Source organism: Campylobacter sp. CNRCH_2015_1657 (assembly GCF_025772685.1).
GTDB classification, from domain to species: Bacteria; Campylobacterota; Campylobacteria; order Campylobacterales; family Campylobacteraceae; genus Campylobacter_D; species Campylobacter_D lari_D.
In genome coordinates, this window is record NZ_JAKMSO010000002.1 from 33,766 (window position 1) to 55,194 (window position 21,429).

Sequence of the window (21,429 nt, forward strand, 5' to 3'; positions counted from 1 at the left end):
TAGAGTTTTTCAATAGAACTGGAGGCTTAAAATGATAAACCCTATACATCAAAGCTATGTGGCTCAAGTTGCTACTAGCGATATAAATAAAACAGAAAACAAAGAAAATAACAAGGCAAAAGAAACTCAAAAGGTAGAAGAAAATAAGGCATCTTTTATTGCTTCACAAATAAAGAATGGCGAGTATAAAATAGACTTGCAAGCCACTTCAAAAGCAATAGTAGATTCTTTATTATAATTTTTATCCTTTTTTGGGTTAGTGCCTAAGAAAGGATAAAAAATGGTTAAACAACACTTAGACAAAACAAATTCTATTTTAGAAAAACTCATCAATCTTACTTTAGAAGATATAGCTCAAATTCAAGCTGCTAATCACCAACATGTTAGCAAAAGCGTAGAAGAAAAAACTAAACTTGTAAATGATTTTCAAATTGCTAAAAAAAATCTTGATAAGGCTTTAGTAGAACTTAGCAATCAAGGAAACAATAAGGGTTTAGACGAACTTTTAGATGATGAAGATAAAGAAAAACTTGCTCTTTTAAAGCAAAATTTAAACACCTTACATCAAAAAAATAAAGAATATGCTAAATTGGCTCTTATTATTAAAAATTTTTACGACAATCTTTTAAATACAATGTTTGAACAAAATGGAACAAATAATGCTTATGGGGATAATAAGACAATTCCAGATTCATTATTTAAGATCAATGTTTAAAGGCTAAGTCATGGGAATTTTTGATAGTTTATATACAGGGGTTAGTGGTATAAGAGCTGCTGAACTTCAAATCAATACTACAGGTAACAATATCTCTAATGCAAATGCAGTATTTTATACTAGACAAAGAGCGGTGCAAAGTTCAGGTATGTCTCTTGATAGAGGTGGCTTACACCTAGGAACAGGTACGCAAATTGATACTATTAAAAGATTGCATGATGAGCATTCTTATTATGAGCTAAAAAACGCCACTACTCAACAAAACTATACAAATTATTTAGGACAAATTTTACAAGAAGCAAGTCAAAGATTTCCTGATATGCAAGGAACTGGTATTTTACAAGATTATAAAAATTACTATGATGCGTGGAATAACTTTGCTTCTAACCCAAGCGATGGAGCAAGTAAAATAGATCTTGTTAATAGTGCAAACACATTAGCTCAAAACATACAAAAAACATTACAAGATCTTAGCAAAATGCAACAAACCGTTAATGAGCAAATTCAACAAACCGTAGATGAGATTAATAACATTGGTCAAGAAATTGCAAATATTAATAAACAACTTGAAAATGAAGAAGTTTTACCTACCGACAATGCAAATCAACTAAGAGATAAAAGAGATGAGCTCGAACTTAGACTTTCAAAGTTAGTTAATGCTGTTGCTTGGAAAGGAACAAGCTCTCAAGATAGTACTTTAGAATCTACTATGACTGATTCTGGAAGATACTATGATTTAAGTATTCAAGGTTTTAGTATAGTAAATGGCTCTAGCTTTCACCCTTTAAAATTAGATAATAACAACCCTAATGGTTTTTATCAAATTTATTATGAAGTAAATGATGAAAACCGCTATGATTTAACAAGCAAAATTTCAGGTGGGCAGCTTGGTGCTCAACTTGATCTTAGAGGTAGAAATTATGATGGCAATCATGATACTTACAGCGATGGAAAATTACAAGAGTATAAAGATATGCTCAATACCTTTACAAAAACACTCATAACCCAAACTAATAATGTCTATGCTCAAGCAGCAACCGATAAAGTAAATTCAGATGATTTAAAAGGTTTAAAATCTGATACTTCTTTAATGAGTTATGATAAAAACATCCAAGCAGGAAGCTTTGACATCACAGTTTATGATGAAAAAGGTAATGCAGTAGCTACTAGAACTATAAAAATAGATGTCAATACCACTATAGAAGATGTTATTAAACAAATCAATGCAGATGTTGATGATAATAAAGATGGTGTTAGCGGTAATGATTTAAATGATTATTTTCAAGCCTTTTATCATTATGATGGAAAAAGTGATAGTGGAAATTTCCAAATCAATGGCTTAAAAAAAGGTTATAAAATAGCTTTTAAGGACAATGGCACAAATTTCCCAGGCGCTTTAAATGTATCTTCATTTTTCAATGGTCAAGATGCAAGTAGCATTAATGTAAATTCAAGCATTAGAAATGATCCAAATAGCTTAAAAGCTAGTTCAAACGGAGTTGATGGAAATAACGATGTAGCTAATGCTATGTTGCAACTTCAAAATCAAAAAGTAAATTTTTATAATAAAGATGGTACAGTAGATACTATGACTTTAGATGGATATTATAGAAAATTTACAGGCCAAATTGCTTCAGATGCTGAAAGCAATGGCTTTGCGCATGCGACTAATATGACGGTATTTAATACAGCTTATGCAGAATACCAATCAAAAAGTGGTGTAAATACCAATGAAGAATTAGCAGCACTCATACAATATCAAGCAAGTTATGGCGCTGCAGCTAAAATCGTAACTACCGTTGATCAAATGCTTGAAACCTTGCTTGGTTTAAAATCTTAATGCAAATTAAAGCTCTTTTAGATGAAGCAATTTTAAGCAAAAACACTCAAAAAGAGCTTTTTTCTCATCCTGATCCTTTGCAAATTGCAAGTGTTTATAAAGATGAAAATATAGCCTTGCTTTGTGCTTTATTTGCCTATGGGAATGCTAAAAATATTGTAAATTTTTTAAATAAACTTGATTTTTCCTTGCTTGAGAAAAGCGATGAGATTATTAAAAAAGAATGTAAAAATCTAAAATACCGCTTTCAAAACTCTCAAGATATAGCTCAAATTTTTATCACACTCAAGCGCTTAAAAAATGAAGATAGTATAGAAAATATTTTTACCAAAACTTATCAAAAAGAGCAAAACATAACACAAGCAATAAAAGCTTTCATAGAAACAATTTACAAGCTTAATCCTTATAAAAGTTATGGTTATGAATTTTTCTTTTCAAAAGAATTTAACATTCCAAAAGGTCCTTTAAAAAGATATAATATGTATCTTAGGTGGATGGTAAGAAAAGATGAATTAGATTTAGGTTTGTTTAAAAATATAGACAAAAAAGATTTACTCATACCCTTAGACACTCATACTCATAAAGTTTCATTAAAACTTAAGCTTTTAAAGCGTAAGATTTATGATTTTAAAAGTGTTTTAGAACTTACGCAAAGTCTTAAAAAATTCGATCCTACTGATCCTATAAAATATGATTTTGCTCTATATAGAATCGGACAAAACAAGGAAAGCTTATGGAGCTTGAATTAACTTATTATGTGATTTTATTCTTTGTTGCTGCTTTTGCAGGTTGTGTTGATGCGATTGTAGGTGGTGGTGGGCTTATTACCATACCTGCTTTATTTGCTTGTGGTATTCCTCCTCATTTAGCCCTAGCTACTAATAAACTTCAAAGCACCTTTGGATCACTCACTGCGGTTTTAGCTTATAGAAAATCTATGCATATAGAAAAGATAGCCTTGGGAATTTTATTTACTGCTATTGGTGCTGCCATTGGAACTTATGCAGTCTTACTAATAGATCAAAATGCTGTTAAAATTATTGTATTAATTTGCCTTGTTTTAATCTTTTTTTACACTATTTTCAAGCCTGATTTAGGCCATGTACATAATAAAGCTAAAATGAGCACTACAAGCTTTCAAATTATCTTTGGCTTGCTACTTGGTTTTTATGATGGTTTTTTAGGACCTGGTACTGGATCTTTTTGGATTTTTGCTTGCGTGATATTTCTTGGTTTTAGCATGAAAAATGCAAGCATTAATACTAAAATCTTAAATTTTACTAGCAATGTAGTAGCTTTAGGGGTATTTTTATACTCTTATGAGGTGCTTTGGAAAGTTGGTATTTTAATGGGTATAGGTCAAATTTTAGGTGCTTTTATAGGATCAAAACTAGTCTTAAAAACGCAAGGAACTTTTATCAAAAAACTCTTTTTGATTATGGTTGCTTTAACTATAGCTAAGGTTGCTTATGATTATCTTGCTTAAATTTCTTGACTAATTTGCCACATAGGTAAAAACACACCCAAGGCTAAAACTAAAATCAAACTCGCCATAAAAATTGTCATCAAAGGCTCCAAAACACTCAAAAGCTTTTGAGTATAATTTTCTTTTTTATATTCATAAAACAAAGCAAGCTCATAAGTACTTTCATCTAATTTAGAACTTTTTAAAGCTAAATTTAACATTCTTATCACAAAAGGCTCAAAAAGCTTTGTGTTATAAAAAGCTTGAGCTAAATCAAGTCCTGATTCAAATGAAGTCTTTATAATAAACATTTTGTTTTTAAAGAATTGATTTTCTATACCTTCACAAGCAAGTTCAAAAGCTCTTTTTATATCCACCCCTGCTTTTAATAAATATGAAAAAATTAAGAAAAAACAAAATTTATCTTGATAAAATATTATTTTTCCAAAAATGGGAGAATAAAAAAGAATTCTATGAAAAAACAAAGACTTCCTAAAAGAATAAGTAAGTATTATAAAAAATCCTATATTTAATAAAATAATCATATAAAAATGACTAAAAAAATCAGCTATAATAAAAAGAATTTGAGTGATTTTTGGCAAATCCAATTCAAGTTGTAAAAATAAAGTTTTAAATTCAGGCAAAACTAAAGTTATAAGAATAAAAAAAGCAAAAATAATACACATAAAAACGAAAAGTGGATAAGCTATAGCCTTTTTTAACTGCTTAAAACTATGAAGATTTTTTTCTTTTAAACTAATAATAATATCAAGAGCCTTATGTAAATCTTCTCTGCCATCACAAATTTTTAAAATAGCACATTCTCTAGAATTTAAAATATCTTTAAAGGCTTCATTATAAGAACTTCCATTATTGAGTTTATTATAAATTGTATTAAAAATTTTAATATTTTGTTTTTCATAGCTTGATTTTAAAAATTCTAAAATTGCTTCCTGTAAGCTTAATCCTGCCTTTAAGATCATATTTAAATCCTTAAGAATGAAAATAAGCTCTTCTTCTTTGATTTTATGTTTTATCGGTTTGAAATATTCTTCAACACTAATAATATTTACAAATGACTTTAACGCAAAATTTCTAGCTTCATATAAATTTCTAGCCCTTATTATATATTGTTTTTGCTCTTTATTTAATACATAAAAAATAACAAATTTTTTCAAAAACTAATCTTTCTTAACTCATCTATACTTGTTAAGCCAAGTTTCGCCTTTTCTAAAGCATCCATACCTAAAGTCAAAAAACCTTTTTTTAAAGCGTATGCTGAAATATTTTCATAATTTTCATTATTTTCTATCATATTTTTTAAATTATGATCTAAAAATAAAAATTCAGCTACCATCAAACGCCCTTTATATCCACTATACATACACTCAACACAACCTTTTGCTTTGTAAAATTTTCCTTCAAAAACTTGATTTTGAAAGTAAAATTTTTCCTTGTTAGGCTCTTTACATTCACATAGTTTTCTTACTAATCGTTGAGCTATAATTAAATTAAGAGAATGAGCTATTAAGTATTCTCTTGCACCCATATGCTTCATTCTAAAAATAGCTTCTATAGCGCCATTAGTGTGTAGGGTACTTAAAACTAAATGTCCGCTTAAAGAAGCTTTTAAAACTATATCCAAACTATCCTCATCTCTAATTTCACCTATCATAATCACATCAGGATCGTGTCTTAAAACTGCTCTTAAAGCTTTGTGAAAATCAAATCCGGCTTTAGAATTTAAAAGAATTTGTTGAGCATATTTAAGTTTATATTCTATAGGATCTTCTAAGGTGATGATTTTTTTACTTTGTTCAATTTCATTTAAAATAGCATGCATAAAAGTACTTTTACCACTCCCTGTTGGCCCACAAAACAAAATCAGACCATAAGGTGCATTCGTGTGTTTTTTCAGCTGAATTAAATTTTCTTCTTTGATAAAAAGTTTATCAAGTTTTAAAACATATCCATCTTGTTTTAAAATTCTAAACACTATGCTTTGTCCAAATAATAAAGGCATAATTGAAACTCTAAAATCATATTTTTGCTCTAAAATGATTTTAGAAAAACTCCCATCTTGAGCTTGTCTTTGTTCAGCTACATTAAGCAAAGCAATAATTTTTACATGCATCAATAAGGCTTGGTATGATTTTGCATCAAAACTATGTATATATTTTAACTCTCCATCTATTCTAAATCTTATATATACTTCATTTTCTAAAGGCTCTAAATGGATATCACTTGCTCTTAAAAAACAAGCATAAGTTAAAATTAAATTCAAAAACTGCTCTAATAAAAATTCATCTTTATTTTCATCACTTTTCAAACTAAGCTCTAATCTATTAAGATGATTTTGAAATTTAATTAAAAATTTAACCCTTTCTAGCAAAAATTCAAATTGCGTAAAAACACAAAGAAAAATCTTGATAGTTTTAAAACGATATAAATTTTGTATTTTTTCCAAAACATTCTCTTCCAATGGTTTAAAGGAAGCTATATGGATATTTTCATCATCTTCATAAAAACAAAAAATATCATGTTGTTCTATTAAAGAAAAAGGCAAAATGTGAAGATATTTTTCAAAATCAAAAGTTTGATTTAAATTTAAAAATTCCATTTTATATTGAGAAGCAATTTCTTTTAAAGAATACTCACTTAAGTTTTTTAATTTTTGATGTGTATCACTCAAAATAAATCTCCAAAAGCTTTTCGTATTCTTTTTTAGCTATTAAAGCATCTTCATATCTTCCGAGTTTTATTTTAGCATTAATAAAAACAAGCCAAGCTTCTTTTTGCAATAAATCAAAATCATTAGCTTCTATAGCCCAAAAAACTGCTTGTTTGTATTCTTTATTTTGATAAAAATATTTTGCTAAATTTAAAGCATTTTCATAGTTTGGTTGATTAATGAATTTTTCATAAAATATGTTTTGATCGAAACTATTGTTTTGAATTTCTATAGCATTTAAAAAAGAAAAACATATTAAGATTTTAAAACATATCATCTTCATGCTGAAAACCTAGATCTTTTAAACTTAAAATTTTATTATTAGTTTTTACTAAACTTGGTTTGATAATAAAAACTATTTCGCTAATATCTTCATAATTTTGTTTTCCTTGAAATAAAGCTCCAAAAAGTGGAATTTTAGATAAAATGCTTATTTCATTATGATTATTAATGGTATTTTTACTAATCAATCCGCCTAAAATTAAAGTTTGTCCATCATCAACCTCAACTACAGTAGAAAGCTTTTTTTGTATAGTATCTGGCGCTATATTTCTTGGTTTGCTTTGTCTATGATTATCAAAACTATATTTAAAATCACTCAAGCTTGGATTAATCCTAAGCATAATTTTATGATCATCTGAAATTTCAGGCAATATATTAAGTAAAATTCCTACAAAAATAGAATAATTATTATATATTTCACTAACTACTGTACCATTTTCTGTTCCTTTAGAACTTTCTTTTACTTGATAATTTATTGTATCGCCTATAGAAATAATAGCTTGCTGATTGTTTAAAGCCATAAGTTTTGGGTTAGAAAGTATAGTTGTTTTACCATTTTCTTGTAATAAATTTAAAATAGCTTTAGTTTCAATATTTGCTTTTAAGTTAATATTTCTAACACCATCTTTATTAATTATAAAATCATTATCATCACCATTAAGTTTAAAAGCAAGTTCTTGCCAATTAATTCCACTTGAATGATTTTTATTTAAATGCACAGCAACAATACTTACATCAATTAAAACTTGTTTTTTAAGTCTTTTATTTAAGTCATCTAAATATTTTCCAACTCTTGCAAGTTCATATGGAGTTGCATTTAAAGTAATAATTCCTGCATTAGTATTGACAATAGGTTTAGTTGTATTTTCATCCAACAAAGCTTGAATTTCTTCTGAAATTTTCTCCCAAAAATCAAATTTATCAGTACTAATAACTAAATTATCTACTTCTTTATAATTATCATAATCTCCTTGTTTTGGTCTAGAATCCACTGAAGCTTTAGTAATACTTTGTCCTTCTCTAATAGAACTTATATAATGCACTTTAAAAGTTTTAACTTGTTTTCCATAAATTTTTAAAGCATTTTTATCGTATTCATAAGCAAGATTGTTTTCCACCAATAAAAGCTTAAAAATCTCTCTTAAAGACATTTTCTTTATATGTAAATAATTTTGAGCATGCATTAATTTTTCTTGAGCAAAAATATCTTTGATGATAATACTAAAATCACACTCTCTTCCGAGTTCATTTAAAATTTCAAGCAAAGAAGTTTTGTTTTCTACTCTTATATTAAAAAAATGCTGATTACACTGCATGGCAAATACATTTGTAAAAAACAAAAAATTAATACATAAAAATACCATTTTTTTCATACAAATTTAAAACCATTATTTTTTCTTCCTTTTTTAATACAACTTGAGAATTTCTAATTTCAACTATTTTAAAACCATCAATATAATCATTTAAAGCATACCACTTATCATTAATCTTAATCTTATTTGAAACAATAGCTTGCAAAGAAAAATTAGATTTTATATTTGTAGTCTTTTTAAAAAAAGGATCTTGAATTGAAATTAAATTATCAACATAACAATTTTGATTTAAAAATGGATAATTAACACCAAAAGCATTAATTACCCATAAAACAAGAATAAAAATTCGAAACAAAATTAATTTTCATTGCTAAAATCAGCACTTGCTAAACGCTTAAGCTGTCTGTAACGACGTTGTGCCTCTGCTTTATTTTTTTCAAATAATTCTTTTGCTTGCTCAGGATTTGATTTTTTCAAAGAATTATAACGAACTTCATTCATTAAAAAGCTTTCATATAAATCCCAATCAGGTTCTTTTGAAGAAATTGTTAAAGGATTTTTACCTTCAGCTTCTAAACGCGGATCATAAATATAAGTTGGCCAATATCCACATTTTGTAGCTAACTCTGCTTGATTTCCTGAATTTCCAAGTCCACCTTTAATACCATGAGCTATACAAGGAGAATAAGCAATAATCAAAGAAGGTCCATCATAAGCTTCTGCCGCCATTACAGCTTTTAACAATTGTGCATAATTTGCATTAGAATTTACTTGAGCCACAAAAATATAACCATAAGTCATAGCAATTTGACCAAGATCTTTTTTCTGTACTGGCTTGCCTGCTGCAGCAAACTGTGCTACTGAACCTGTTCTTGAAGATTTTGAGCTCTGACCGCCTGTGTTAGAATACACTTCAGTATCAAGCACTAAAATATTTACATTCTCACCGCTTGCCAAAACATGATCAAGTCCACCATAACCTATATCATAAGCCCAGCCATCACCACCAAAAATCCAATGTGATTTTTTACTTAAATAGCTTTTAAGTTCTAAAATATCATTAACTGCTTTGATTTGCTTATTTTCTTCTAACAATGGAACTAATTTATCTCTTAATTCCAAAGAAACTTTAGAATCTTCTTTATTTGCAATCCACTCTTTATATAATGCAGAAAGTGCGTTAGGTACTTCTTGCATACTTTCATTCATTATGTGTTCTATTTTATGTCTTGTAGTTTCAGTTGCTATTTTCATACCAAGACCAAATTCAGCATTATCTTCAAATAAAGAATTGCCCCAAGCAGGTCCATGACCATTTTTATTGCTTTTTCTATATGGAGTTGAAGGAGCTGAGCCGCCATAAATAGAACTACAACCAGTTGCATTAGCAACAATCATTCTTTCACCAAATAATCTAGTAATTAAAGTAATATAAGGAGTTTCTCCACACCCTGGACATGCTCCATGAAATTCAAATAAAGGTTGAGCAAATTGGATGCCTTTGGTATTTTCTCTATTTAAAATATTATCTTTATAACTTACTTTTTTGAATAAATAATCTGCATTTTCTTGCTCACCATGATCAAGCTCTTCACCTAGTGGTACCATCACTAAAGATTTTTCTTTGGTAGGACACTCATGCACACAAAGCTCACAACCTGTACAATCAAGCGGCGAAACTTGAATTTTGAAATTTAATTTTTGTTCTTTCACGCCTTTTGCATTTAAGCTGTGTTCTTTTACACCTGCTGGAGCATTGTTTAATTCTTCTTCATCAATCAAGAAAGGTCTGATAACTGCATGAGGGCATACTGAAGCACATTGATTACACTGAATACAATTAGTTTCTATCCATCTTGGCACCATAACACCAACGCCTCTTTTTTCATACTCAGTAGTACCATGCTCAAAACTACCATCTTCATAGCCCAAAAATGCCGAAACTGGTAAATTATCGCCCTTGGCTGCATTCATAGGTTTTGCGATTTTTTCAACAAACTCAGTACCTTTATAAGCTATAGTTTCTTCTTTTGCTTCATTAGCTAAATTTACCCAAGAAGGATCAATATCAACTTTTACAAGTCCATCTGCACCTACATCAATAGCTTTATAATTCATTTCAACTATAGCATCACCTTTTTTACTATATGATTTATAAGCTAATTCTTTCATATATTTTTGCGCATCTTCAAAAGGAATGATATTAGCAAGTTTGAAAAATGCTGATTGCATAATCGTGTTTGTTCTACTACCTAATCCTATCTCTCTAGCAAGTTTTGTAGCATTAATGATATAAAAATTAATTTCCTTTTGCGCTAAAACTCTTTTTACCGCATTTGGAATTTTTTCAATAGTTTCTTGCGCACTCCAAATACTATTTAAAAGGAAAGTTCCTCCTTTTCTAATACCTGCTAAAACATCATAAATTTCTAAATACGCAGCCACTGAGCATGCTACGAAATGTGGCGTAGAAACTAAATAAGTTGAAGTAATAGGTTTTTTAGAAAATCTTAAATGGCTTCTTGTGTAACCACCTGATTTTTTAGAATCATAAGCAAAATAAGCTTGCGCGTAAAAATCTGTTTTATCTCCTATAATTTTAATAGAGTTTTTATTTGCACCTACAGTGCCATCGGCACCAAGTCCATAAAATAAACACTCTATAGTACTTTCATCACCCAAAGAAATTTTCTCTCCCACAGGCAATGAGGTAAAGGTTACATCATCATTAATTCCTATGGTGAAACCATCTTTTGGGTTTGCTTGATTTAGATTTTCAAAAACTGCTATTAACTGAGCAGGATCCACATCTTTTGAAGAAAGTCCATATCTACCACCAACGATTAAAGGTGCTTTTTCTTTTCCATAATATGCACTTTTTAAATCCAAATAAAGTGGCTCGCCTAAACTTCCTGGCTCTTTAGTTCTATCTAAAACAGCAATTTTTTCAACACTTTGAGGCATTACATCAAATAAATATTTTAAACTAAATGGTCTATATAAATGAACTTTTAAAACCCCTACTTTTTCACCTTTGCTACTCAAATAATCTACAACTTCTTTTAAAGCTTCAGTCACTGAACCCATTGCTACAACAACACGCGTTGCATTTTTATCCCCATAATACACAAAAGGTCTGTATTCTCTTCCTGTAATTTTTGAAATTTCTTGCATATATTCATTAACAATATCAGGAACAGCTTCATAATATTTATTTACCAACTCTCTTGTTTGAAAATAAATATCATCATTTTGAGCCGTACCTCTTGTTTTTGGATTTTCTGGATTTAGACAGGAATTTCTAAATTCCAATAAAGCCTTACGATCCAATAAGCGATCAAAATGTGCATAATCCATTACTTCAATTTTTTGGATTTCATGAGAGGTTCTAAAACCATCAAAAAAATGCATAAAAGGCACTCTACCTTTGATAGCTGCTAGGTGTGCAACACCTGCTAAATCCATACTTTCTTGCACAGAATGCGAACAAAGCATAGCAAAACCTGTTTGTCTTGCAGCATAAATATCTTGATGATCTCCAAAAATAGATAGCGCTTGAGATGCTAAAGCTCTAGCTGCCACATGAATTACTCCAGGCAAAAGTTGACCTGCAATTTTATACATATTTGGTATTTTTAGCAAAAGTCCTTGAGAAGCGGTATAAGTCGTGGTTAAAGAACCTGCTTGTAAAGACCCATGAACTGTCCCTGCTGCACCTGCTTCACTTTGCATTTCTACAACTTTAACTGGCACTCCAAAAAGATTTTTTTTGCCTTGAGAAGCCCATATATCAGTATAATCAGCCATAGGAGAGCTTGGAGTGATAGGATAAATTCCAGCAACCTCTGTAAATGCATAAGCAGCGTAAGCTGCTGCTTCATTACCATCCATCGTTTTCATTATTTTACTCATTTAATCTATCCTTATAATTAAATAATTACTTAAAGTCAATAACTACTTTATCTTTAATTGTCTTAAACAATAATAAAAATTTTTTATTATTTATAGGTATAGAGTTTAAATGGGAAATTATCGGATATTTCTTATATATTTTATGGCTTCATAGGTATTTTTAAAAAGCGGAATTTCAAATTTAGCTAAACTTTCTTTACTTTCATAACCACTACTTACAGCCACAGGAATAATATTGGCATTTTGAGCAGCTTTTATATCTAAATGAGTATCACCTACCATAAAAGCATTTTCTTTGTTTTTAGAAAGTTTCTTCAAAGCTAATAAAATAGGCTCAGCATCTGGCTTTGGACAAGTTACATCGTCTCTACCTATAATAACTTTAAAATGCTCTCCTATACCTAAATGATCAAGTAAAGGTTTAGAAAATTTAGAACTTTTAGTCGTAACAACAGCTAAATCAGCAAATAAACTAGCCTCATATACACTTTCTTTTGCCAAAGGAAGTAAAGAAGTTTGTTCTATATAGATTTTTTGATATACATTTCTATAAGCATTAATATATTCACTTGTTTTCTCTTTTGCCACACCAAGCTTTTCAAAAGCTACATCCAAAGGAAAACCTATCAAAGCCTTAATAGCTTCATGATCTCTTAAAGGCTCATTAAAAGCTTTAAAAGCAGCATCAAATCCATCTAAAATGGCACTTGTAGAATCTATCAAAGTGCCATCTAAATCAAATAAAATTGTCTTTTTTAGCAAAGTTTATTCTTTAATAAAAAATTTTGCTTCAACGCGTCTATTTTGCGCACGACCTTCTTTGGTATCATTGCTTGCTTTTGGCTTTTCAAAACCATAGCCTTTAGTTACAATTTTTTCTTTAGCAACACCTGTTTTTTCAAGTTCCTTCGCTACGGCATTAGCACGCTCTAATGATAATTTTTGATTATAAGCCTTAGGACCTGTACTATCTGTATGGCCTTCTAAAATAGTATAGTATTGAGGATTTTCTTCTAAGATCTTACCTACTTCTTGAATTTTTTGAGCAAATTCTGGATTTATATTAGTCTGATCAAAACCAAAATGTCCCTCAAGGGCTATTGTTTTTTCACAACCTATATGATCAAGCAAAGCACCTTTTCTTGGCTCTGAACATGTTTTATCAATTTGTTTTACTTGTGGCTTTTCTTCAATTTGCTTAGTTTCAACATTAGGGGTTTTTGGAGCTTTATTGCCAAAATAAAAACTTAAGCCAACACTAGAAATTAAATTATGTTCGCCATTGTTGAATTTAATTTGATCTCTTGCTTCAAGTCTTAAAGCTAAATCTTCTCCAAGCGCGAATTTAAAACCCGCACCATATTGAGCAAACATACCACTTTTATTTTCATAAGCCCCATGACTTAAATACTCATAACCTGTTCCTAATAATCCATATAAATACACATGATTAGCTAAATCAATTCCTTTAATAGCATTCACATAAAATCTCGAAACACTAGTATCTGTATGTGTATTATCATTTGGATTATTATATTTTGCATTATCATAATACTCTAAACCAAGTTCAGCTTGATCTATCCATAAATCATCATAGTGATAGCCAAATCTTAAGCCAACTCCACCATAATTTTTAAGATCTAAATTTCCTTCTGGTGTTGTATAGTTAAAGGTCGGGGTTATTTCTATTTTGCTAGTATCAAAAGCAAATAAAACACTAGCTAAACTAACTAAGCTTATAATTTTTTTCATAACAATCCTTATAAAATAAATTGAGCGATTATATAAAAAAGAAGATTAAAATAAAATAAGCCCCTTTGGGTAAGGGGCTTAAATTTACTACAAAAAGGAGGTTTCCCTGATCGGACCTTGGAATTATAAATATTTATTCTAAACAAAAAATCCTTTGATTTTAAATAAAATAAAAATATATGAAAAAAATATGATTTTTTTAAAAAAATAGAGAAAATGGATCCAAAATGGATCCAAAAAATATTAGCGTTTAGAGAATTGTGGACTTCTTCTTGCTTTTCTGCGACCGTATTTTTTACGTTCAACAGTTCTACTATCTCTAGTAAGAAGTCCTTTTGGTTTTAATAATGCTCTAAAATCTGCATCCATAGCAGCTAAAGCTCTTGAAATACCATGTCTTAAAGCTTCAGCTTGAGCACTGTAACCACCACCTAAAGTTGTTGCTTTAATGTCCATAGAAGTTTCTTGTTTAGTTACTAATAAAGGCTGAACTACTTTTAATTTTATAGCTTCATGTCCGCCAAGCCAAGTATTTAAATCCATACCATTAACGATGATTTTACCACTACCAGCTTTTACCCAAACTTTAGCTACAGCGGTTTTTCTTTTACCTGTTGCGTATGTTGTTGCCATGATTATTTTCCTTTATTAGCAATTTGAGCAGTATGAGGATGTTCGCTACCTGCATAAATTTTTAATTTTTTAAGCATAGCTCTACCTAGGTTTGTTTTAGGTAGCATACCACGAACTGCTAATTTATATAATTTAACTGGATTTTTTTCTAATAAATCACCAAATTTTTCACTTTTTACGCTTCCAAAATACCCTGAATGTCTGTGGTATAGTTTATCTTCTGCTTTATTTGCACCTGTGAAAACTGCTTTAGAAGCATTGATAATGATTACATAATCTCCACAATCAACATTTGGAGTATAGCAAGGTTTATTTTTACCTCTTAAAATAGTCGCTACTTCTGTTAAAAGACGACCAAAACGCTTTCCTTCAGCATCTAAAACGATCCATTCGCGTTTTACTTCGTTTGGCTTTGTTATCTTTGTCATCATCTTACCTTTGCCAAAAATTTTTTTAAAAATGAGATTATAGTTATTTTAGCTTAATTAATACTTAATTTAAGAATATTTAAAGCTTTTGTTGTCCTAAAACCCAAAAATACATATCCATAATTTTCATATCCGGATAGTATATATCTTCATTGAATTTTAATTTTATTTTTGGAAATTCAAAGCTACTTTTACATCTATCTATCAAGTCCATAATTCCCATATAACTATCTTCACAATATTGTATCGGTATCTTATTGTTGTTTATATTATACTTTTTTAACCCATTTACAAAAAATCTATCATAAGCAGGGGTGCAGCCAAAAATTCCTAATAAAATTTTTGTGATCAGTATATCACTAATTTTATCTTTATTTTTATCTTTATACTTTAATAAATTTTCTTTTATAATTTTACCTGCTTCAGTTATTTGAATCCAATCATGCTTATCCCATAAGTTAATATCTAACAGCTCTTTTAGCATTGTTTTATATATTTGATAATCATAATGCAACAAAAAAGAAGAGCCTCTATACATACCCCAACTAGCTAAATAAAAAGATAACATCAAAGAAGCATAATCATAATCTACATCCTTCCTATAGATATAAAAATACTTATAGCAATGCTCCCAAGATAAATATCGATGATTGTTTCCATTTTTTATTTTATCGTGAAAAAGAGAAATATTACCATAAAATTGTTCTTTATCTATACTACACATACATTACCTCCACTTTATTTTTTAAAATATACACCAAAAAAGCCTTAGTAGAAGTCTTGGCTAAGATTTTTTCTATGGCTTCTTTGTAAAGTAAAACTTGCTTTTTATGCTCGTTTAAATTTAAACCCGTTTTATAGTCTATAATGATAGCTTCATTATCATCAAATGCGAGCATATCAAGTTGTTTTTGTTCACCTTTATAAGTGATGATTTGCTCTTTTAGTAGCTTTTTACCCACTAAAAGCGCGTTAAAGCTCTCATCTTTTAAAAGCATAGTAAGTCTTTTAAAAAGCTCATTAAAAGCTTCATCATCTAAATAAAAACGGTATTTTTTATACACCATTTGCTTGCAAAATTCAAAATTACTTTTAGTGTTAAAATCAAAATATTGCAAAAACTCATGCAAAGCCAAGCCAAAATGTATTTGCGTGCTTGAAAGATGACTTTTTACTTTGACTTCTTGCAAATTTACCTTTTGAAATTCTTCAAAGCTCTCTATTTGTTCTAAATTTTCTAAAGGCTCTTTTGTTTTAACAAGCTGTTCTTCTATAATGCCTATTTGTTTTTCTTTATAGTCTTGAAAATAGCTCTTAAAGGTTTTAAAACTCTCATCATTTTTTATGATAAAAAGAGAATTTTTAGCTCTAGTAAGGGCTACATATAGACAATTTATCTCATCTTCTGCTTGAAGTTTTTCTCTTTTAGCTAAAAAGGTATTGTAATTTTGATCTTCAAGATGTTTTCTAGCACTGTGTCGGTATTTTACTTCCCAACCTTGCTCTAAATCATACTCAAACATTAAAGTTTCATTATCCGGAGCTTTTTTACTAAGTCTATCAAGTACGATTAAATTTTCAAATTCAAGCCCCTTAGACTTATGCACGGTCATAATACTTACTCCATCATCTTGAACTTGTAAAGACTTTAACTCGCATGGAGCAAACAAAAAATCAAAAAAATTATCAAAAGCACTTGCATACTCTAAATATGCAATGAGATTAACATCGCTTAAATCAAGCTTTAAAACATGTACTAGGTATTTTAAAATCTCACCTACACTGCGGTTTAAATCAAGCGTGATAAACTCAAGCTCTTTTTCTAAAATACTACTTGCAAAGTACAAACTAAACTCATCTTTAAGCACACAAGCCTTTGCATACTCAAAAAGCACTCTTACACTAATACAATCCATCAAAGCTACATTGCTTTGCGTATAAGCTTTAATGTCATTTTCTTCAAGAAATTCTTTCATTAAAGTAGCGTCTTTGTTAATCCATACCAAAATGCAAATTTCACTAAGCTTTACGCCTTTTTCTAAAAGCTTTTGAATGATTTTTAAAACTTCTTTACCACTTGCTTCATGCAAAGAACTTTTTAGCGGGATATGATTTTGTAAAACTTCCACATATCCACCTTCTTTAATGCTTTTTTGCAAAGTAAAGCTAGGATTTAAAAAGCTATCAAAAAATTTATCTTTAAAAACTTCATTTACATAATCAACAATGATTTTTTTACTACGATAATTAGTATCTAAATGCTCTAATTTAATTTGCGGAAAGTCTTTTAAAAGCTTATCAAAAAGCTCTTTTTTACCCCCTCTAAAACCATATATGCTTTGCTTTTTATCCCCCACATAAAAAAAGCTTCTATTTTTTTTCACTCCCTCGCCTGAAACAAGCTCAGCAATGATGGGTTTTAAAATTTGATACTGCAAAACATTAGTATCTTGAAATTCATCGATTAATAAATGCGAAATATAACCATCGAGTCTAAAATAAATCAAATCTTTATTAGTTTCATCACTAATTAACTCATGAGTTTTTAAAGCTATATCTGAAAAAGTCAGTGCATTTTGCTTGGCATTATTTTCATTTCTTGCTTCTTTAAAATGCGCCAAAAGCTTTGCAAGCATACTTATACGGTAGTTTTCCATTTGGGTAAAATACTCTTTTGCACTTTGTAAAAACTCTGCTCTTTTTTGTAAAAATTCACTATCGATGACTTTTACAAAATATTTTTTATCTAAATCACAAATAATAGGTTTAGTAAAGAAATCTTCTATGTTTTCAAATTCGAAATTTTTTTGATAGTTTTTATCTGTGCTTAAATTTCTTGCATAAGCTATAAACTCACTTAAGCTTTTTTCTAAAAAAGTTTTATTTGGAAAATGTGCATTTTGTATAGAATTAATCTCACAAGATCTTTCATACAAGCTTTCAAGATTTTGCAAAAAATCACTTTTACTTTTTGTTTGGACAATGTAATAAGCTAAAGCTCTTAATTCTTCTTCGTCTAATTTAGAAATGAAATTTTTATAACTATCTTGACTTTCTATAATGTCAAAATCACTCATAAGACCTAAATTTAAAGCAAAAGAACGAATGATTTGTGAAAAAAAGCTGTCAAAAGTGTAGATATTAAGCTTAGATCTTAAAAACTCATCTTTGTATTTTTCTCTTAAAGCTATAAGCTCATCTTTGCTTTTACCTAGCATTTTCATAAGCTCATTACACTCTGCTTTATTCTCTCCATTTTCAAGCACATCAAATTCTAAAAAGGTTTTAAAAACTCTTTCTTTCATTTCGCTTGTAGCTTTATTAGTAAAAGTAAGGGCTAAAATTTCATTAATCTTAGCTCCCATTAAAACCAAAGCTACAAAACGCACACTTAATGCAAAAGTTTTTCCACTTCCTGCGCTAGCTTCCAAAGCTAAAAAAGGCTCAAAATGATAACTCAAAGCTTAAACTCCTTTTTATAAAGCATGGTATAAGGGCTGTAAGTATTGTCGTTTTTTTGATTAAAAAATTCTTTTTCCAAAGGTTCTTTAGCAAGCTCATTAAGCAAATCTTTAAGTTCTTGTACGCTCTTACTTTTAGCATTTTCATGTATGATTTTGATATTTTTAAGATCATAAAAACAAGCTTTTGTATTTAATAGGGTATTTTGATTTTCTAATAAAAACTTATAAAAAGCAAGTTGATAAGACTTTTCATCTGCCTTACCACTTTTATAATCTATAATCAATCTTTCATTGCCATTATTATCTACTCTATCTAAAAAGCCTATGGCGTGAATTTTCACTCCATTTTCTGCAATAAATTCTTTTCTTGGTGGATTAAATTCACATTTTTCTACCACATAACCTTGCTTAAAATGCTCATTTTCAAGTGTTTGGAATTCTTTAAATATAGTTTGTATTAAAGCTAAATTTAGCGCATCAACTCGGTATTGTTTAATGCTTTTTACCACTTGCATAAAAACTTCATAATCAAAATGATTTTTAGATTTTTGTGTATAATAAAGTTCTAAAGCCTTATGGATAAAACTCCCCAACTCATTTGCTCTAAGTGTATCGTCTAAAGTCTTTGGCTCTTTTAATCTTAAAACATATTTATAATAATAATCCAAACCATAATGCACAAGAAGATGAAATCTTGAAAAAGAAAGATCGTTTTGAAAATAATCGTGCTTTGCTTTAATACTTACAATAGGCTCAAGATTAAAAGTACATGGATAAGTTTGAAAATATTTCACATAAGCATTATTACTATAAGTCTTGTCTTCATAAAATGGAAGTTCAAGTTCGTTTAAAAATCTTGATTTGATTTTTTCTTCATTTTCCACATAAGAAATTCCAACTAATTTTGCCTTGGCTATTAAAGTATAATAATAATGTCTTTGTAAATTTTCTCTTTGAGCATGAGTGATAAGTCCTGCTTTTTTGCGAATTTCATTGTTTAAAAATAACTCGCTTGAAACTCTTTTTGGGATAAACTCATCATTAAAATCGACTATAATCACCCCGTCATATCTAAGTCCCCTACTTTCTAAAAGCCCCATTACAGTAACTTCACCACCACCAACACTGCTTAATTTTATACCATCAATTTGCATGAAAAATAATTCTAAAATTTGCACAAAGCTTAACTCGTGTGTTTTTACAAGCTCTTTGATAAAAATAAGCTCTTGATGTATATAATTTTTTAATTCCTCATCACTATCTTCTAGCAAATTAAAAATAAAATTCTCAAAAAAATCAAAAGAAATATTTTCATCAAAAAACTTTTTAAACTCTGTAAAATCAACACTAGAAGAAAAAAAGTGTAAATTACACAAATGTTTGTTTAAATTACACCTTTCATAAAATTCTTCATTTTCTTCATACTCAAACTCATCATCTTTAGCACTTTCATACAAAGACTTTAATCTATGATAAAAAAGTGTATTTTTAATACTTTCTCCACTTGCATAATTTAAAACATTGTTTTTATCATAAAGTCTTAAAATATCTACAAAATTCTCATCAGGTGTAATCACTACAATATCTTTTGCGCTTATACCGGATTTTAAAAAAGAATTAATTTTTTCAAAAACAAAAGCAGCTTGCAAAGATCTTAAATGAAAACTTTTATAACTAATTTTACTTTCTTTAAAAAAGCACTCTTCTTTTAAAATTGTTTTTTGATTTAAATCAAACAAATAAGCATAATTTGCCTTAAGAGAAAGTCCTTGTAAAAAGCTAAGAGTATTTAAAAAATCTTTATTAAATTTAGTGCAATTAAACTGCACTTTAAGAGGAATTGTTTCCTTAACTTTTAACAAAAGCTCTACTTCAAAGGCATTTAAAAAACCTTGAAAATCAAAAATAATCTCATCATAATTTTTTAAAAAATCACTATTAATTTCATAATCTAGCGGCAAAGAAATATCATCATATAGATTTTGCTCTTTTAACAAGGTAAGATAATTTTTAAAAAGTTCTTCTAAAATTTGCAAATGTTCATCATACTGAGCGTAAGCATCATGAAATTTTAATGAGTTGATATCTTTTTTTTCTAAACTAAGCTCTTTAAAGAAACTAAATAAATAAGCATTATTTTTTAAGAAAGCAAAAAAATTACTCGGTATTTTTAAGCTTTGCTCTAAATTTTTAGTTTGCTCACAAGCCTTTTTCATCAAAAGTAAACACTCATAGTGTGTTGCTTGAAAATGCGGAGAAAAAACTAACTTTTGTATAAATTCGGCTATACTCATAGCCGGTTCTACTAAACTATCAACCTGTAGTTTTTTCTCATAATACTTTCTTAAAGCTCTTAGTGAGCTAAATACAAAAAGTTTCATTATTTAGTCTGCAAAAAGAATTTAAAAAATCCTACACTATTTTCATCTTGAGTGATTTTTAAAAGTATTTGCCAAACACCTTTTTCTTTGATATTAAAATCAAACACCAAATCACTTCCTTCTAATCTTACTTGCAAATTCTCATCATTTACATTTGTATGTGGACGCGAAAGTAAAGTTTGGATTTGAAGCTTACTTAAATCATAATCTTTTAAATTTTCAATTGCAATCCTAAGCTCATTTTGCCCTTCATTGATATAATAAACTTGATTTTTCTTATGCATAAAGCTTTCTTTGTCTTTAATGCTTAGCTTAAAATTTTCATCAAAAGTCTTTTGTCTGTTTTGAATTTCATTATAATTTAACTCTACATTTTGATAAGAATCAAAATAAAAATTATCTTCATACACAGGAGCCTTACTTGCAATAAAAATCGTAACAATACAAGCTATAACAATAAGCCCCAAAGAAATCAAAATACCATAAGGCCAAAATGTTTTCTTATTTTCCATT

General features: G+C 28.9%; 19 protein-coding genes. 5 read left to right on the plus strand and 14 right to left on the minus strand.

What is annotated here, in order from left to right; translation table 11 throughout:
• Window positions 1-31 precede the first annotated feature (31 nt).
• Genes L8X27_RS01960 through L8X27_RS01980 form a run of 5 tightly spaced genes read left to right on the plus strand, consistent with a single transcriptional unit; the run spans window position 32 to window position 4,041 of the window.
• Window positions 32-238 (plus strand): flagellar biosynthesis anti-sigma factor FlgM, encoded by a 207-nt coding sequence (locus L8X27_RS01960; protein WP_133319374.1) that lies wholly within the window; start codon window positions 32-34, stop codon window positions 236-238.
• 42 nt (window positions 239-280) lie between these two features.
• The gene (gene flgN, locus L8X27_RS01965) at window positions 281-715 is read left to right on the plus strand and encodes a flagellar export chaperone FlgN (RefSeq protein ID WP_133319375.1); all 435 of its coding nucleotides are present in this window, start codon (window positions 281-283) and stop codon (window positions 713-715) included.
• Between the two features lie 10 nt (window positions 716-725).
• Window positions 726-2,555 carry a flagellar hook-associated protein FlgK gene (flgK, locus tag L8X27_RS01970; protein WP_263659835.1) on the plus strand — a complete coding sequence of 610 codons (1,830 nt, stop codon included), beginning with the start codon at window positions 726-728 and terminating at the stop codon, window positions 2,553-2,555.
• Window positions 2,555-3,304, plus strand: a complete 750-nt coding sequence (locus tag L8X27_RS01975) for a TIGR02757 family protein (RefSeq protein WP_133319377.1) — start codon at window positions 2,555-2,557, stop codon at window positions 3,302-3,304. Before flgK ends, L8X27_RS01975 begins: the two co-directional genes overlap by 1 nt.
• Window positions 3,289-4,041: a TSUP family transporter gene (locus L8X27_RS01980; RefSeq protein WP_220566448.1), complete on the plus strand. Its 753-nt coding sequence runs from the start codon at window positions 3,289-3,291 to the stop codon at window positions 4,039-4,041. The genes L8X27_RS01975 and L8X27_RS01980 overlap by 16 nt, the downstream gene beginning before the upstream one ends.
• On the opposite strand, the gene L8X27_RS01985 is transcribed toward L8X27_RS01980, so the two are convergent.
• From L8X27_RS01985 to L8X27_RS02050, 14 genes are all read right to left on the minus strand, one after another.
• The gene (locus L8X27_RS01985; protein ID WP_263670996.1) at window positions 4,038-5,198 is read right to left on the minus strand and encodes a type II secretion system F family protein; all 1,161 of its coding nucleotides are present in this window, start codon (window positions 5,196-5,198) and stop codon (window positions 4,038-4,040) included. The genes L8X27_RS01980 and L8X27_RS01985 overlap by 4 nt on opposite strands.
• Window positions 5,195-6,712: a GspE/PulE family protein gene (locus L8X27_RS01990; RefSeq protein WP_263670997.1), complete on the minus strand. Its 1,518-nt coding sequence runs from the start codon at window positions 6,710-6,712 to the stop codon at window positions 5,195-5,197. The genes L8X27_RS01985 and L8X27_RS01990 overlap by 4 nt, the downstream gene beginning before the upstream one ends.
• Entirely contained in the window at window positions 6,705-7,034 is a 330-nt protein-coding gene (locus L8X27_RS01995; RefSeq protein ID WP_133319381.1) for a CDC27 family protein, read from the minus strand. The genes L8X27_RS01990 and L8X27_RS01995 overlap by 8 nt, the downstream gene beginning before the upstream one ends.
• Entirely contained in the window at window positions 7,015-8,406 is a 1,392-nt protein-coding gene (gene mshL / locus L8X27_RS02000; protein WP_263670998.1) for a pilus (MSHA type) biogenesis protein MshL, read from the minus strand. Before mshL ends, L8X27_RS01995 begins: the two co-directional genes overlap by 20 nt.
• Window positions 8,378-8,701 (minus strand): hypothetical protein, encoded by a 324-nt coding sequence (locus L8X27_RS02005; protein WP_263670999.1) that lies wholly within the window; start codon window positions 8,699-8,701, stop codon window positions 8,378-8,380. The genes mshL and L8X27_RS02005 overlap by 29 nt, the downstream gene beginning before the upstream one ends.
• A 2-nt stretch (window positions 8,702-8,703) precedes the next feature.
• Window positions 8,704-12,258, minus strand: coding sequence for a pyruvate:ferredoxin (flavodoxin) oxidoreductase (gene nifJ, locus L8X27_RS02010; protein ID WP_263671000.1), 3,555 nt, complete (start codon window positions 12,256-12,258; stop codon window positions 8,704-8,706).
• Window positions 12,259-12,375: 117 nt separating this feature from the next.
• Window positions 12,376-13,020 (minus strand): HAD family hydrolase, encoded by a 645-nt coding sequence (locus L8X27_RS02015; RefSeq protein ID WP_220566444.1) that lies wholly within the window; start codon window positions 13,018-13,020, stop codon window positions 12,376-12,378.
• A gap of 3 nt (window positions 13,021-13,023) precedes the next feature.
• Window positions 13,024-14,010 carry an OmpA family protein gene (locus L8X27_RS02020; protein ID WP_263671001.1) on the minus strand — a complete coding sequence of 329 codons (987 nt, stop codon included), beginning with the start codon at window positions 14,008-14,010 and terminating at the stop codon, window positions 13,024-13,026.
• A gap of 243 nt (window positions 14,011-14,253) precedes the next feature.
• A complete protein-coding gene (gene rpsI, locus L8X27_RS02025) occupies window positions 14,254-14,643 on the minus strand; it encodes a 30S ribosomal protein S9 (RefSeq protein WP_039617655.1) in 390 nt (129 codons plus the stop codon).
• Between the two features lie 2 nt (window positions 14,644-14,645).
• Window positions 14,646-15,071, minus strand: a complete 426-nt coding sequence (gene rplM / locus L8X27_RS02030; protein ID WP_039617653.1) for a 50S ribosomal protein L13 — start codon at window positions 15,069-15,071, stop codon at window positions 14,646-14,648.
• Window positions 15,072-15,150: 79 nt separating this feature from the next.
• Window positions 15,151-15,795 carry a hypothetical protein gene (locus tag L8X27_RS02035; protein WP_263671002.1) on the minus strand — a complete coding sequence of 215 codons (645 nt, stop codon included), beginning with the start codon at window positions 15,793-15,795 and terminating at the stop codon, window positions 15,151-15,153.
• Window positions 15,788-18,532, minus strand: a complete 2,745-nt coding sequence (locus tag L8X27_RS02040; RefSeq protein ID WP_263671003.1) for a RecB-like helicase — start codon at window positions 18,530-18,532, stop codon at window positions 15,788-15,790. The genes L8X27_RS02035 and L8X27_RS02040 overlap by 8 nt, the downstream gene beginning before the upstream one ends.
• Complete coding sequence (locus L8X27_RS02045; RefSeq protein WP_263671004.1) at window positions 18,529-20,916, minus strand: PD-(D/E)XK nuclease family protein; 2,388 nt, start codon at window positions 20,914-20,916, stop codon at window positions 18,529-18,531. The genes L8X27_RS02040 and L8X27_RS02045 overlap by 4 nt, the downstream gene beginning before the upstream one ends.
• On the minus strand, window positions 20,916-21,428 hold the full coding sequence (locus tag L8X27_RS02050) for a FixH family protein (protein WP_165955270.1): 513 nt from the start codon (window positions 21,426-21,428) through the stop codon (window positions 20,916-20,918). The genes L8X27_RS02045 and L8X27_RS02050 overlap by 1 nt, the downstream gene beginning before the upstream one ends.
• Between the last annotated feature and the right edge of the window lies 1 nt (window position 21,429).

Coding starts and splice junctions, on each gene's coding strand:
- L8X27_RS01960 (WP_133319374.1), top strand. CDS start 32: ATGATAAACCCTATACATCAAAGCTATGTGGCTCAAGTTGCTACTAGC.
- flgN (WP_133319375.1), top strand. CDS start 281: ATGGTTAAACAACACTTAGACAAAACAAATTCTATTTTAGAAAAACTC.
- flgK (WP_263659835.1), top strand. CDS start 726: ATGGGAATTTTTGATAGTTTATATACAGGGGTTAGTGGTATAAGAGCT.
- L8X27_RS01975 (WP_133319377.1), top strand. CDS start 2,555: ATGCAAATTAAAGCTCTTTTAGATGAAGCAATTTTAAGCAAAAACACT.
- L8X27_RS01980 (WP_220566448.1), top strand. CDS start 3,289: ATGGAGCTTGAATTAACTTATTATGTGATTTTATTCTTTGTTGCTGCT.
- L8X27_RS01995 (WP_133319381.1), bottom strand. CDS start 7,034: ATGAAGATGATATGTTTTAAAATCTTAATATGTTTTTCTTTTTTAAAT.
- mshL (WP_263670998.1), bottom strand. CDS start 8,406: ATGAAAAAAATGGTATTTTTATGTATTAATTTTTTGTTTTTTACAAAT.
- nifJ (WP_263671000.1), bottom strand. CDS start 12,258: ATGAGTAAAATAATGAAAACGATGGATGGTAATGAAGCAGCAGCTTAC.
- L8X27_RS02020 (WP_263671001.1), bottom strand. CDS start 14,010: ATGAAAAAAATTATAAGCTTAGTTAGTTTAGCTAGTGTTTTATTTGCT.
- rpsI (WP_039617655.1), bottom strand. CDS start 14,643: ATGGCAACAACATACGCAACAGGTAAAAGAAAAACCGCTGTAGCTAAA.
- rplM (WP_039617653.1), bottom strand. CDS start 15,071: ATGACAAAGATAACAAAGCCAAACGAAGTAAAACGCGAATGGATCGTT.
- L8X27_RS02035 (WP_263671002.1), bottom strand. CDS start 15,795: ATGTGTAGTATAGATAAAGAACAATTTTATGGTAATATTTCTCTTTTT.
- L8X27_RS02045 (WP_263671004.1), bottom strand. CDS start 20,916: ATGAAACTTTTTGTATTTAGCTCACTAAGAGCTTTAAGAAAGTATTAT.
- L8X27_RS02050 (WP_165955270.1), bottom strand. CDS start 21,428: ATGGAAAATAAGAAAACATTTTGGCCTTATGGTATTTTGATTTCTTTG.